Annotated in this window: 14 protein-coding genes; 9 read left to right on the top strand and 5 right to left on the bottom strand. The window is 60.2% G+C overall.

Features of this window, described 5'->3' with window-relative positions:
* The first annotated feature begins 55 nt into the window (after positions 1-55).
* From pstS to ACJ8IJ_RS21375, 8 genes are all read left to right on the top strand, one after another.
* Positions 56-1096 (top strand): phosphate ABC transporter substrate-binding protein PstS, encoded by a 1041-nt coding sequence (gene pstS, locus ACJ8IJ_RS21410; protein WP_004933819.1) that lies wholly within the window; start codon positions 56-58, stop codon positions 1094-1096.
* 91 nt (positions 1097-1187) lie between these two features.
* Positions 1188-2144 carry a phosphate ABC transporter permease PstC gene (pstC, locus tag ACJ8IJ_RS21405; protein WP_004933822.1) on the top strand — a complete coding sequence of 319 codons (957 nt, stop codon included), beginning with the start codon at positions 1188-1190 and terminating at the stop codon, positions 2142-2144.
* A gap of 1 nt (position 2145) precedes the next feature.
* Positions 2146-3036 (top strand): phosphate ABC transporter permease PstA, encoded by an 891-nt coding sequence (gene pstA / locus ACJ8IJ_RS21400; protein ID WP_442518863.1) that lies wholly within the window; start codon positions 2146-2148, stop codon positions 3034-3036.
* A gap of 54 nt (positions 3037-3090) precedes the next feature.
* A complete protein-coding gene (gene pstB, locus ACJ8IJ_RS21395) occupies positions 3091-3861 on the top strand; it encodes a phosphate ABC transporter ATP-binding protein PstB (protein ID WP_016929614.1) in 771 nt (256 codons plus the stop codon).
* Between the two features lie 11 nt (positions 3862-3872).
* On the top strand, positions 3873-4607 hold the full coding sequence (gene phoU / locus ACJ8IJ_RS21390) for a phosphate signaling complex protein PhoU (RefSeq protein WP_004933833.1): 735 nt from the start codon (positions 3873-3875) through the stop codon (positions 4605-4607).
* Positions 4608-4775: 168 nt separating this feature from the next.
* Positions 4776-5615, top strand: coding sequence for an ABC transporter substrate-binding protein (locus ACJ8IJ_RS21385; protein WP_019455482.1), 840 nt, complete (start codon positions 4776-4778; stop codon positions 5613-5615).
* An 81-nt stretch (positions 5616-5696) separates the two neighbouring features.
* A complete protein-coding gene (locus tag ACJ8IJ_RS21380) occupies positions 5697-6410 on the top strand; it encodes an amino acid ABC transporter permease (RefSeq protein WP_004933838.1) in 714 nt (237 codons plus the stop codon).
* A gap of 1 nt (position 6411) precedes the next feature.
* Positions 6412-7152, top strand: a complete 741-nt coding sequence (locus ACJ8IJ_RS21375; protein WP_004933841.1) for an amino acid ABC transporter permease — start codon at positions 6412-6414, stop codon at positions 7150-7152.
* On the opposite strand, the gene yieH is transcribed toward ACJ8IJ_RS21375, so the two are convergent.
* Positions 7149-7817: a 6-phosphogluconate phosphatase gene (gene yieH / locus ACJ8IJ_RS21370; protein WP_044030161.1), complete on the bottom strand. Its 669-nt coding sequence runs from the start codon at positions 7815-7817 to the stop codon at positions 7149-7151. The genes ACJ8IJ_RS21375 and yieH overlap by 4 nt on opposite strands.
* Positions 7818-7862: 45 nt before the next feature.
* Positions 7863-8267: an NUDIX hydrolase gene (locus ACJ8IJ_RS21365; protein ID WP_015376140.1), complete on the bottom strand. Its 405-nt coding sequence runs from the start codon at positions 8265-8267 to the stop codon at positions 7863-7865.
* A gap of 233 nt (positions 8268-8500) precedes the next feature.
* Here ACJ8IJ_RS21365 and ACJ8IJ_RS21360 point away from each other — a divergent pair, with 233 nt between their 5' ends.
* The gene (locus ACJ8IJ_RS21360; RefSeq protein ID WP_004933851.1) at positions 8501-9838 is read left to right on the top strand and encodes an NCS2 family permease; all 1338 of its coding nucleotides are present in this window, start codon (positions 8501-8503) and stop codon (positions 9836-9838) included.
* Between the two features lie 35 nt (positions 9839-9873).
* Here ACJ8IJ_RS21360 and ACJ8IJ_RS21355 read toward each other — a convergent pair whose 3' ends face one another.
* The 3 genes from ACJ8IJ_RS21355 to ACJ8IJ_RS21345 form a co-directional block, all read right to left on the bottom strand.
* On the bottom strand, positions 9874-10926 hold the full coding sequence (locus ACJ8IJ_RS21355; protein WP_273890256.1) for a hypothetical protein: 1053 nt from the start codon (positions 10924-10926) through the stop codon (positions 9874-9876).
* A gap of 76 nt (positions 10927-11002) precedes the next feature.
* Positions 11003-11569, bottom strand: a complete 567-nt coding sequence (locus tag ACJ8IJ_RS21350; protein ID WP_131165260.1) for an NADPH-dependent FMN reductase — start codon at positions 11567-11569, stop codon at positions 11003-11005.
* A gap of 161 nt (positions 11570-11730) precedes the next feature.
* A complete protein-coding gene (locus tag ACJ8IJ_RS21345) occupies positions 11731-12456 on the bottom strand; it encodes a 4'-phosphopantetheinyl transferase family protein (RefSeq protein ID WP_442518864.1) in 726 nt (241 codons plus the stop codon).
* Positions 12457-12640: the final 184 nt, after the last annotated feature.

Raw genomic sequence — 12640 nt, 5'->3', positions numbered from 1 at the left:
TTACTCTGATTAAAACGACTCGAAGTCGATTTTAAGTATCCCATTAGGAGGGATTATGAAACTGATGCGTACCACCGTCGCCAGTATTGTGGCAGCGACCTTCTCCCTGACCGCCGTGTCCGCGTTCGCTGCTGCCAGCCTGACCGGTGCAGGTGCGACATTCCCCGCTCCGGTTTACGCCAAGTGGGCAGATTCTTATCAGAAAGAAACCGGCAATAAAGTTAACTATCAGGGCATCGGCTCCTCTGGCGGCGTGAAGCAAATCGTGGCCAACACCGTTGACTTTGGCGCCTCCGACGCCCCGCTGTCTGACGACAAGCTGGCGGCCGATGGCCTGTTCCAGTTCCCGACCGTGATCGGCGGCGTGGTGCTGGCCGTGAATATCCCGGGCATCAAATCCGGCGAACTGACGCTGGACGGTAAAACCCTGGGTGATATCTACCTGGGCAACGTCAAAAAATGGAACGATCCGGCTATCACCAAGCTGAACCCTGGCGTGAAACTGCCTGACCAGAACATCGCCGTGGTGCGCCGCGCCGACGGTTCCGGCACCTCGTTCGTGTTCACCAGCTACCTGTCCAAGGCCAACGCGCAGTGGAAAGAGAAGATTGGCGCCGGTTCTACCGTTAACTGGCCGACCGGTCTGGGCGGTAAAGGCAACGACGGCATCGCCGCCTTCGTTCAGCGTCTGCCAGGCTCTATCGGCTACGTAGAATACGCTTACGCCAAGCAGAACAACCTGGCTTACACCAAACTGGTGTCCGCCGACGGCAAACCGGTCAGCCCGACCGAAGAGAGCTTCAGTAACGCCGCCAAGGGTGCGGATTGGAGCAAAACCTTCGCTCAGGATCTGACTGACCAGAAAGGCGACAACGTGTGGCCAATCACTTCCACCACCTTCATCCTGGTGCACAAAGAGCAGAAAAACCCTGCTCAGGGCGCCGAAGTGCTGAAGTTCTTCGACTGGGCCTACAAAACCGGTGCAAAACAAGCTAACGAGCTGGATTACGCCACCCTGCCGGCAGAAGTGGTTGAGCAGGTGCGTGCGGCCTGGAAAACCAACGTAAAAGACAGTTCAGGTAAAGCGCTGTACTAACAACGCAGGGGCGCGGGTTCGCCGCGCCCCACACAGTTCTTCAGGCTCCGATCCCGGTTGGGGCTGCCAGGGTTCAAACAGAGAGTAATCTATGGCTGAGTACAAGCCGACCATCAAAGCACCGGGCAAAAACGGTGACATCATTTTCAGCGCGCTGGTGAGACTGGCTGCGCTGATTACCCTATTGTTGCTGGGTGGCATCATCGTTTCGCTGATCTTCGCCTCCTGGCCAAGCATGCAGAAATTCGGCTTTGCGTTCCTGTGGACCAAAGAGTGGGACGCGCCGGCGGAGCAGTTCGGCGCGCTGGTGCCGATCTACGGCACCGTGGTCACCTCGCTCATCGCGCTGATTATCGCCGTGCCGGTGAGTTTCGGCATCGCGCTGTTCCTGACCGAACTGGCGCCGAACTGGTTGAAGCGGCCGCTGGGCATCGCCATTGAGCTGCTGGCGGCCATTCCGAGCATCGTCTACGGCATGTGGGGCCTGTTCGTGTTCGCCCCGCTGTTCGCCGAATACTTCCAGACGCCGGTGGGCGAAGTACTGTCGGGCATTCCAATCGTCGGCGAGCTGTTCTCCGGCCCGGCCTTCGGCATCGGCATCCTGGCCGCCGGGGTGATCCTGGCGATCATGATCATTCCTTACATTGCTGCGGTGATGCGCGACGTGTTCGAACAGACCCCGGTAATGATGAAAGAGTCGGCCTACGGTATCGGCTGCACCACCTGGGAAGTCATCTGGCGCATCGTGCTGCCGTTCACCAAAAACGGCGTCATCGGCGGCGTGATGTTGGGCCTGGGCCGCGCGCTGGGGGAAACCATGGCGGTGACCTTTATCATCGGCAACACCTACCAGCTCGACAGCGCTTCGCTGTACATGCCGGGCAACAGCATCACCTCGGCGCTGGCCAACGAATTCGCCGAAGCCGAGTCCGGCGTGCACACCGCCGCGTTGATGGAGCTGGGCCTGATTCTGTTTGTTATCACCTTTATCGTGCTGGCGCTGTCGAAACTGATGATCATGCGTCTGGCCAAGAATGAGGGGCGTTAACATGGCGACGATGGATATGCAAAACGCAGTCGTTCTGGCGGAAAGCCGCCGCAAAATGCAGGCCTGGCGCCGGAAGAAAAACCGCCTCGCGCTGTTCCTGTCGATGGCGACCATGGCGTTCGGGTTGTTCTGGCTGATCTGGATCCTGATCGCCACCGTCACCAAAGGCTTCGACGGCATGTCGCTGGCGTTGTTCACCGAAATGACTCCGCCGCCGAACACCGCGGGCGGCGGCCTGGCCAACGCCATCGCCGGCAGCGGGCTGTTGATCCTGTGGGCGACCCTCTTCGGTACGCCGCTGGGCATCATGGCTGGCATCTACCTGGCGGAATACGGCCGTAAATCCTGGCTGGCGGAAGTGATCCGCTTTATCAACGACATTCTGCTCTCCGCACCGTCGATCGTGGTGGGCCTGTTCGTTTACACCATCGTGGTGGCGAAGATGGAACACTTCTCCGGTTGGGCCGGCATCGTGGCGCTGGCGCTGCTGCAGGTGCCGATCGTCATTCGCACCACCGAGAACATGCTGAAGCTGGTGCCGGATACGCTGCGCGAGGCCGCCTATGCCCTGGGCACGCCGAAATGGCGCATGATTTCCGCTATCACGCTGAAGGCATCGGTGTCCGGCATCATCACCGGCGTGCTGCTGGCGATTGCGCGCATCGCGGGGGAAACGGCGCCGCTGCTGTTCACCTCGCTGTCGAACCAGTTCTGGAGCACCGACCTGATGCAGCCGATCGCCAACCTGCCGGTGACCATCTTCAAATTCGCCATGAGCCCGTTCGCCGAATGGCAGCAGCTGGCCTGGGCCGGGGTGCTGTTGATCACCCTGTGCGTACTGTTACTGAATATCCTGGCGCGCGTAATTTTCGCCAAGAAAAAGCATTCATAAAATTTTGAGCGCCGCTTTGGCGGCGCTGATGAAAAGAGAGAAGTCTTGATGAGTATGGTTACTGACGCTTCCAGCAGCAAAATTCAGGTACGCGATCTGAACTTCTACTACGGCAAATTCCATGCGCTGAAGAACATCACGCTGGATATCGCCAAGAACAAGGTCACCGCGTTTATCGGCCCGTCCGGCTGCGGCAAATCCACCCTGCTGCGCACCTTCAACAAGATGTACCAGCTGTACCCGGAACAGCGTGCGGAAGGCGGCATCCTGCTGGACGGCCAGAACATCCTGACCGACAACTCGGATATCGCGCTGCTGCGCGCCAAGGTCGGCATGGTGTTCCAAAAGCCGACGCCGTTCCCGATGTCGATTTACGACAACATCGCCTTCGGCGTTCGCCTGTTTGAAAAGCTGTCGCGCGCCGATATGGACGAGCGCGTGCAGTGGGCGCTGACCAAGGCGGCGCTGTGGAACGAAACCAAGGACAAGCTGCACCAGAGCGGCTACAGCCTCTCCGGAGGCCAGCAGCAGCGTCTGTGTATCGCCCGCGGCATCGCCATTCGTCCGGAAGTGCTGCTGCTGGATGAGCCTTGCTCGGCGCTGGATCCGATCTCCACCGGCAAGATTGAAGAGCTGATCAGCGAGCTGAAGGCCGATTACACCGTGGTGATTGTGACGCACAACATGCAGCAGGCGGCGCGCTGCTCCGACTCTACCGCATTTATGTATCTGGGCGAGCTGATCGAGTTCAGTGATACTGATAACCTGTTCACTGCGCCGCAGAAAAAGCAGACTGAAGACTACATCACTGGCCGTTATGGTTGATAGGAAGCATCATGGATAACCTGAATTTAAACAAACACATTTCCGGCCAGTTCAACGCAGAGCTCGAGCATATCCGCACCCAGGTGCTGACCATGGGCGGGCTGGTGGAGCAGCAGCTGACCGACGCCATCACCGCGATGCACAATCAGGATGGCGAGCTGGCCAAGCGCGTGATCGAAGGCGACGCCAAGGTCAACATGATGGAAGTGGCGATCGACGAAGCCTGCGTGCGCATTATCGCCAAGCGCCAGCCGACCGCCAGCGATCTGCGTCTGGTGATGGCGATCATCAAAACCATTTCCGAACTGGAACGTATCGGCGACGTGGCGGACAAGATCTGCCGCACCGCGCTGGAGAAGTTCTCGCACCAGCACCAGCCGCTGCTGGTCAGCCTGGAGTCGCTGGGGCGCCACACCGTGCAGATGCTGCACGACGTGCTGGACGCGTTCGCGCGCATGGATCTGGATGAAGCGATCCGTATTTACCGGGAAGATAAAAAGGTCGATCAGGAATATGAAGGCATCGTGCGTCAGCTGATGACCTACATGATGGAAGATTCGCGCACCATTCCGAGCGTGCTGACCGCGCTGTTCTGCGCCCGCTCTATCGAGCGTATCGGCGATCGCTGCCAGAATATCTGCGAATTTATCTTCTATTTCGTCAAAGGACAGGATTTCCGTCATTTGGGCGGCGACGCCCTGGAAAAGCTGCTCTCTCCGGGCGGTAAAGACGAAAAAGACGACTAACCCTTTCCGGGTAATATCCTTCCAAGGCGCGGTTTCTCGCGCCTTTATTCCATCTTAAGCGCGTAAAGATAAAAAGGTTATAAATATAGCTTTTTATATTATTTCCTGACCTATGTGGCGCTTGCTAGCTTATCCGCCAGCAGGACATCAACCACTTAGGAGCTCTCTATGAAACATCGCGCTTTGGCCTTAACGTTGTTAGCCAGTCTGACCGGCCTCGCCGCCGGCGCCGCGCACGCGGACAAACTTGACGATATCAAGCAAGCCGGCGTGGTGCGCATCGCGGTGTTCGACAGCAATCCGCCGTTCGGTTACATCGATCCGCAGAGCAAGAAGCTGGTGGGCTACGATGTGGATGTCGCCGACGCGATCGGCAAAGCGCTGGGGGTGAAAGTGGAGCTACGCGCCACCAACCCGGCCAACCGCATTCCGCTGCTGGTGTCGAAGAAGGTTGACCTGATTGCCGCCAACTTCACCATTACCGACGAGCGCGCCAAGGAAGTTAACTTCAGCGTGCCGTATTTCGCCACCGGCCAGAAATTCATCGCCCGCAAAGGCGTGTTGAAAACGCCGGAAGACATCAAGAAGCTGCGCATCGGCGCGGACAAGGGCACGGTGCAGGAAATCACCCTGCGCGAGCGTTTCCCGACGGCGAAAGTGATCTCCTACGATGATACCCCGCTGGCGTTCGTGGCGCTGCGTAACGGCAACGTGCAGGCGATCACTCAGGACGACGCCAAGCTGGTCGGCCTGCTCGGCAACCTGCCGGCGGCGCAAAAGGCGGAGTTTGAAATTTCGCCGTTCAGCCTGACCAAAGAGTATCAGGGCGTGGGCATTCCCAAGGGTGAAGATCGCCTGACCGCCGCGGTGAACGAGACGCTGATCAAGCTGGAAAAAGACGGCGAAGCGGTTAAGATTTACGATCGCTGGTTCGGGCCGGAAACCCAATCCGCCCAGCCGCGCGGCGATTTCAAAATCGCGCCTTTGGATCAGCAACCGAAAGCCTGATTTAACCGCGCGCGGTGAGATCGGTACGGAGGGGCGCAGCTTGCTGCGCCCCTGATGCATTCTGCAAGACAAGGATTGAACATGAACCTGGACTGGCTGCTGGCGCCGCAATACCTGAGCTGGCTGTGGCACGGCTTTCTGCTGACGCTGTGGCTTTCCGCCTGCGCGGGGCTGGCGGCTACGCTGCTGGGCTTTGTGCTGGCGGCGATGCGCGACAGCAGCCTGCGGCCGTTGCGCTGGCTGGCGATGGGGTACAGTTCGCTGTTTCGCAATACGCCGCTGCTGGTGCAGCTGTTCTTCTGGTACTTCGCCGCCGGGCAGATCTTGCCGTCCGCCGCCATGCAGTGGCTGAACAGCACCCATCAGATCGGCCCGCTTGAGTGGCCGTCGTTCGAGTTTCTCGCCGGTTTCTTCGGCCTGACGCTCTACTCCACCGCCTTTATCGCCGAAGAGATCCGTTCCGGCATTCGCGGCGTCGCCGGCGGGCAGAAATATGCCGCTCAGGCGCTGGGGCTGACCGGCTGGCAGGCGATGCGCTACGTGGTGTTGCCGCAGGCGCTGAAAATCGCGCTGCCGCCGCTGCTGGGGCAATACATGAACGTGATCAAGAACTCGTCGCTGACCATGGCGATCGGCGTAGCCGAACTCTCTTACGCCTCGCGTCAGGTCGAAACCGAAACCCTGCGCACCTTCCAGGCGTTCGGCGTGGCGACGGTACTGTATATCGCCATCATCGCGCTGCTGGAAGGCTGGGGCATGTGGCGACAACAGCGTAAACCGCTGGGAGGGCATTGAGATGGATTTCAGCGTGATTCACGACAACCTGGGTTACCTGCTGTGGGGCACCTGGCCGGACGGGCCGCTGGGTGGCGCGGCGCTGACGTTGGCGATCAGCCTGATGGCAGGCGTGGCCTCGGCGGTGCTCGGCACTTTACTCGGCGTGGCGCTGGCGATGTCGCGCGGCGTCGCCGCCGGACTGCTGGCGGCGGTGTTGGGCTTTTTCCGCGCCATTCCGGTCATCATGCTGATCTTCTGGACCTATTTCCTGCTGCCGATGGTGTTTGGCGTCGAGATCCCGGAAATCACCACCGTCGTGTGCGCGCTGGCGCTGATCGCCTCGGCCTATCTGGCCCATGCGGTGAAAGCCGGCATCGCCGCCATCGGCCCCGGCCAGTGGCAGGCCGGGCTCTCTCTGGGGCTGACCCGCTGGCAGACGCTGCGCATGATCGTGCTGCCGCAGGCGCTGCGCATGATGGTGCCGTCGTTCATCAACCAGTGGATCTCCCTGATCAAAGACACTTCGCTGGCTTATATCGTCGGCGTTGGCGAACTGACCTTCCTGGCGACCCAGGTCAACAACCGCAGCATGGTCTACCCGATGGAAGTGTTCCTGTTCGTGGCGCTGGTCTATTTCGTGTTTTGCCTGGCGCTCGATCTGCTGGCCAATGCGGTCAACCGCCGCTTCGGCGCGCAAACCCGCGCGCTGAAGCGGTCCTGGCGCTGGTGGCGCAACAAGCCGCCGTTGCCGGCCAGTTAATCGGCCGTCAGCCGCCAGCCGCGTTCGCGCCACAGCGCGGGCAATTGAGCCAGGTCGTCAAACGTTGTCACCAGCGGGTGATCGATCGGCGGGTTATGCGGATCGGCGCAGAAGTAAAAGACCGGGATGCCGGCATTGATGCCGGCCTGCGCGCCGGCGGGTGAATCGTCCACCAGGATGCAGCGCGTCACCGGCACCCGCATCTGTTCGGCGGCGTGAAACACGATCGCCGGATCCGGCTTCCAGCGCTGAATGTCATAGCCGCTGAACAACCGGTCATCAAAATAAGGCAGCATGCCGGTCAGGCCGAGCGAGTGCTGCATCTTGCTGACCGGCCCGTTGGAGACGGTGCAAACTGGCACCGTCACCTGCGCCAGCAGCTCGCGGGCGCCGGCAATCTGCTGCAGCTCGCTGTCGAACAGCCGCGCCACTTCCTGCCGATACAGCGGCTCCAGCGTCTCTTTTGCCAGGTCAGTGCCCTGCTCGGCGTTGACCCGATCGATGATCTCGTACAGCTTCACCCCTTTGTATTTCTTGAACACCTCTTCCAGCGACAGATGAATGCCGTAGCGGGCGAACATGTGCACATAGGCTTTGCTGCACAGCACTTCGCTGTCCACCAGCGTGCCGTCGCAGTCGAACAAAATGCAGTCAATCTGATTCATGCGGGACAGGTTCCTTGGGTTAACGCCGCTGAGGCGACTCAGCGATCACTTGATCAGGTTACGCGCCTTGAGATCGTGCAAAATCAGCGCGGCGACGTGTGAGCACTGCGGCAGATCGCGGCTGTCGCACCACTTCAGCTCGGCGATTTCGGCGGCCGGCTGCAACTGCCCGGTAAAGCCGGCCTGGTAGCAGCGAATGCGCACCTGGGTGCCGTCCTGCTTGCCGTCTGCCGGGCCGGAGAACTCGCCGTAAAACGCGATGGAGTTCGGCTGCAGCGCGACGGTCAGCTCTTCGTCGATTTCGCGGCACAGCGCCTGTTCGTCGGTTTCACCCGCTTCGCGCTTTCCGCCTGGCATATAAAACAGCGTCTTGTTGTGTGAGCGCACCAGCGCCACTTTGTCATCTTTCAGCGCGATCAACGCCAGCTTATCGATAAAGGTCGAAGACATGCGGATTCCTGTTTGTTAACGGATAGGGAAAGATGGGACGATAGGCCATTTTATCGGCCGTGCCGACAAACGGCAACGCAGCGGATGGTCGGGGGATGAATGTCTGTAAATACAAGCCGTTGACACGTTTAGCCGTAAAGACGGCGAAAAAAACCTGTGACCGACGTCAAAAGCCTCACTTTTTGTTATAGGATAGCCGGCGACTGTCCATTCCCATTTTCGGAATTCTGATAATGACCAAACCAGTATCTGGCCTTGACGCTGAGCAAGGCTTGCTTGGGCGCGTGTTTAAACTCAAGCAACATGGCACGACGGCGCGTACGGAAACGATTGCCGGTATCACCACCTTCCTCACCATGGTGTATATCGTGTTCGTTAACCCGCAAATTTTAGGCGCGGCGGGCATGGATACCCAGGCGGTATTTGTCACCACCTGTTTGATCGCCGCCTTCGGCAGCATCTTTATGGGCCTGCTGGCGAACCTGCCGGTGGCGTTGGCGCCGGCGATGGGGCTGAACGCTTTCTTCGCCTTCGTGGTGGTCGGGGCGATGGGCATCTCCTGGCAGGTGGGCATGGGCGCCATCTTCTGGGGCGCGGTCGGCCTGCTGCTGCTGACCATTTTCCGCATTCGCTACTGGATGATCGCCAACATTCCGGTCAGCCTGCGGGTCGGCATCACCAGCGGCATCGGCCTGTTCATCGGCATGATGGGGCTGAAAAACGCCGGCATCGTGGTGGCCAACCCGGACACCCTGGTGACCATCGGCAGCCTGACCTCGCACAACGTGCTGCTGGGGGCGCTCGGCTTCTTCATCATCGCCGTGCTCTCTTCGCGTAACTTCCACGCGGCGGTGCTGGTGTCGATCGTGGTCACCACCCTGATCGGCTGGATGCTGGGCGACGTGAAATACGGCGGCCTGTTCTCGCTGCCGCCGAGCATTACCTCGGTCGTGGGCCAGGTCGACGTGGCCGGCGCGCTGAACATCGGGCTGGCCGGGGTCATCTTCTCGTTTATGCTGGTGAACCTGTTCGACTCCTCCGGCACCCTGATCGGCGTCACCGATAAAGCCGGTCTGACCGACAACCAGGGCAAGTTCCCACGCATGAAGCAGGCGCTGTACGTTGACAGCATCAGCTCAGTGGCCGGTTCGCTGGCGGGCACCTCTTCCGTAACCGCTTATATCGAAAGCTCGTCCGGCGTCGCCGTCGGCGGCCGCACCGGTTTGACGGCGGTGGTCACCGGCCTGCTGTTCCTGCTGGTGATCTTCCTGTCGCCGCTGGCGGGCATGGTGCCGGCGTATGCCGCCGCCGGCGCGCTGATCTACGTCGGCGTGCTGATGACCTCCAGCCTGGCGCGGGTGAAATGGGACGATCTGACCGAAGCGGTACCGGCGTTTGTCACTGCGGTGATGATGCCGTTCAGCTTCTCGATCACCGAAGGCATTGCGCTCGGCTTTATCTCCTACTGCGTGATGAAGCTGGGTACCGGCCGCTGGCGTGAAATCAGCCCGTGCGTGGTGGTGGTGGCGCTGCTGTTCGTGCTGAAGATCGTCTTCGTCGACGGCCATTGACAGCCAAAGGGCCGACGGCGGTCGGCCCTGAATCCCTAGACGCCCGGCGTCGCATCCGGCGCCTGATCCAACACCCACTGCAACGGCCGTCTGAAGCGCGCCTGCCAGCTGCCGGCGGCATCCTCTCCCTGGGCAAAGTGCAGCGTCTGCACCTGATTATCCTCCCCGAACAGATTGGCGAAGTGCAACGCCAGCGCCTGCTCGCTGAAGGTCTGCCGATCGTAATACGCCATCACGATTTTCTTTTTCGCCGCCAGCGACTGCTGGGCCGGCTTGATTTCGCCGTGGGGGGCGATCAGGAGCGCGCCGGCGTAAAACTGCGGGTACTTCGCGAGCAGGTTAGCGGCATGCAGCGCGCCCTGGCCGCGGGCGCTGAGGTAAATCCGCCGGGGATCCAGCTTTAGCTGCGGAGCCAGCTGTTGCACCGTGCGCTGCAGGGCGGTTTGGGTGCTCTCGTCGCTGTAATTTGACCAGCGGAAGCTGTTTTCCGACAGCATCTGCGTGCCGTTGATCTCGATGTAGGCCACGCCCATTTCGCCGAACAGCAGCCGCTCCTCGGGGCTGATGGCGGCGGCTTTGCCGTAGGTATGCAGGAAGATCACCGTTGGCCAGCCTGCGGGCGGCGCTTCGCCGTCCGGCACCGCGTAGCTGGCTTTGCCTTCATACTGACGGGCGTGCTGCAGATAGCGCGCTTTGGTGGCGGCCAAAATGGATTGGTAAGTGGCGGAGTGTTGGATGCTGTTGAAGGCGTCGTCCTCCAGCAGGTTGTAGTAGTACCACAGGCCGCGGTCGGCGCTCAGCTGCAGGTAACGCTCCGCCAGTTCGGTTTGCCCTTTCTCCGCCGACGACACCGCCAGTTGGTAGGGCGCCCAGACGTTGCGGCCGTCTTCGCGCATCAGCGTCAGGTACAGCGACATGGCGCCGAGCTTTTTGTCTTCCTGGGTTTGCGCGGAACGCGACAGTTGGGCGTTGAGCGCGCTGTGCGCTGGCAGCTCCAGCGGCTCTTCACCGGCGGGATAACGCATGTCTGCGGCGAAAGCGGGACTGGTGATGGAAACGAAAAATAACGCTAAAATGAAAAAATACATGATGCTATGGCTTTAATTTCAATAAATTGACGGACGTCATGTCCTGTTGCGGCGCCCAGCGGGCGCCGCGAGACCTTCACTCCACGCGGCGAATAAAATCGCTGAACGCGGACAGCTGGCCGGTCAGGAAATCCAGCGTTCCCTGATCGCTCAGTTCACCGGCCTGTTCATCGACCTTGCTCTGGATCACGCCGCCCATAAACTCAGGCTTGTTCATTACCATCGCATCGAGGAACACCAGGATCTGGCGCAGATGGTATTGGCAGCGCGCGCCGCCGATCGGCCCCATTGAGCTGGTTTGAATGGCGACCGGCTTGCCGGCCAGCGGCTGATTCGGTACGCGAGACAGCCAGTCGATGGCGTTCTTCAACCCGCCGGGTACGGAATAGTTATATTCGGGGGTGACGATGATCACGCCGTCGGCCTGGCGGATCTGCTCGGCGATCGCCTCGACCGCGGCAGGGAAGCCTTCACTCTGTTGCATGTCGGCGTCGTACAGCGGGATATCGCGGATGGAGGGCAGCGCTTCAATGGTGACGCCCTGCGGGGCCAGGCCAGGCAGGGCGCGGGCCACCATGGCGTTGTAGGAGCCTTTGCGCAGGCTGCCGAGTAGAGTGACGATTTTTAAGGCTTGGTCTGACATGGTGATTCTCCCTTTCGAATGAGCAGATTCAGCGTACAACATGGGCGAATAGTAGGCTAAAGCGCGGGTCGAGAATAGGCGATTGCTCAACATTTAGCTGTCTTTACAATTTAATCCAGTAACTCGTGCGGTAAAGACCGCGTTATCCGCTTTGCGCCGCGTCAACCTGGCGTCTTCAGGCCCGTCAGTTTAACGAAGCGTGAGGATGCCGCCGGGCTGCGCGGCGAGATTTCCCCCTCTTTGTGCAGGCCGCCGCGCTCTTCGTAGCGCCAGCACAGCAGGCGATCCAGCACGGGGCTGCCGGCGCAGGCCCAGCTCAGATATTCGTCGGCGTCGCTCATCACCTGAACGTCCGGCGTGGCGCTGGAGCGCAGGTGACCGGAGAAGGGATGCAGACGCAGCGTAGACTGGCCGCTGTTGCCGAGGCCGGAAATTTTCAGCACGCTTTGCCGAATGCTCCACAGCTGAGTCTCCGCCTCCAGCCGATCGTCCTGCGCGCCGATCCAGGCGCTTTCCGCCGGCGTCTGGTGCGCGTTCTGCAGCGCGCTTTGCCGGCTGCCGCGCGCCCGCATTACTTCGATATCCAGTCCGACTTTGCCTTCGTCGCTGAGCAGCACGCCCACGGTGTTGCTGGCGTAGGCGAGGCTAAAATCGGGCAGCTGATGATCGGCGAAGCAGGGGCGGCCGGTCGGCGTGGTAGCTATAGGGGGAAGCGTCGGTAGGCCGTACAGGTAGAACATCATTTCGGCGAGCAGAATGCGCCCTTGCAGGTAGCGCGTGCGGCGCTTAACGGAAAAGGTGCGGGTGGCGGCAATCACTTCGTCGGAGAGTCTCTGGGTATCCAGGACGGCGGAGGCCGGGGTCCATCGGGCAAAATGACACGCCATTGTTCGCTCCATGACAGAGGGTCGCTAAGAACGCAGGGGTGTTAGATTAAGACTAAGTTGAGGATTTATCATCAAAAAACACTATGCGTTTTATCCGATTTGTTGGCTTTGCGCTGTATAGGCGGGGGGAGAAGATCGTACGGACCTGAATAGGTGCGTGCACAAAATTAATCAGTTCCGAAAC

This window comes from Serratia sp. CY40230 (assembly GCF_052168835.1).
Lineage (GTDB): Bacteria > Pseudomonadota > Gammaproteobacteria > Enterobacterales > Enterobacteriaceae > Serratia > Serratia nematodiphila.
The sequence above is the reverse complement of the archived record's forward strand: the minus strand, read 5'-3'. Positions and strand labels throughout refer to the sequence as shown.

Coding starts and splice junctions, on each gene's coding strand:
- pstS (WP_004933819.1), top strand. CDS start 56: ATGAAACTGATGCGTACCACCGTCGCCAGTATTGTGGCAGCGACCTTC.
- pstC (WP_004933822.1), top strand. CDS start 1,188: ATGGCTGAGTACAAGCCGACCATCAAAGCACCGGGCAAAAACGGTGAC.
- pstA (WP_442518863.1), top strand. CDS start 2,146: ATGGCGACGATGGATATGCAAAACGCAGTCGTTCTGGCGGAAAGCCGC.
- pstB (WP_016929614.1), top strand. CDS start 3,091: ATGGTTACTGACGCTTCCAGCAGCAAAATTCAGGTACGCGATCTGAAC.
- phoU (WP_004933833.1), top strand. CDS start 3,873: ATGGATAACCTGAATTTAAACAAACACATTTCCGGCCAGTTCAACGCA.
- ACJ8IJ_RS21385 (WP_019455482.1), top strand. CDS start 4,776: ATGAAACATCGCGCTTTGGCCTTAACGTTGTTAGCCAGTCTGACCGGC.
- ACJ8IJ_RS21380 (WP_004933838.1), top strand. CDS start 5,697: ATGAACCTGGACTGGCTGCTGGCGCCGCAATACCTGAGCTGGCTGTGG.
- ACJ8IJ_RS21375 (WP_004933841.1), top strand. CDS start 6,412: ATGGATTTCAGCGTGATTCACGACAACCTGGGTTACCTGCTGTGGGGC.
- yieH (WP_044030161.1), bottom strand. CDS start 7,817: ATGAATCAGATTGACTGCATTTTGTTCGACTGCGACGGCACGCTGGTG.
- ACJ8IJ_RS21365 (WP_015376140.1), bottom strand. CDS start 8,267: ATGTCTTCGACCTTTATCGATAAGCTGGCGTTGATCGCGCTGAAAGAT.
- ACJ8IJ_RS21360 (WP_004933851.1), top strand. CDS start 8,501: ATGACCAAACCAGTATCTGGCCTTGACGCTGAGCAAGGCTTGCTTGGG.
- ACJ8IJ_RS21355 (WP_273890256.1), bottom strand. CDS start 10,926: ATGTATTTTTTCATTTTAGCGTTATTTTTCGTTTCCATCACCAGTCCC.
- ACJ8IJ_RS21350 (WP_131165260.1), bottom strand. CDS start 11,569: ATGTCAGACCAAGCCTTAAAAATCGTCACTCTACTCGGCAGCCTGCGC.
- ACJ8IJ_RS21345 (WP_442518864.1), bottom strand. CDS start 12,456: ATGGCGTGTCATTTTGCCCGATGGACCCCGGCCTCCGCCGTCCTGGAT.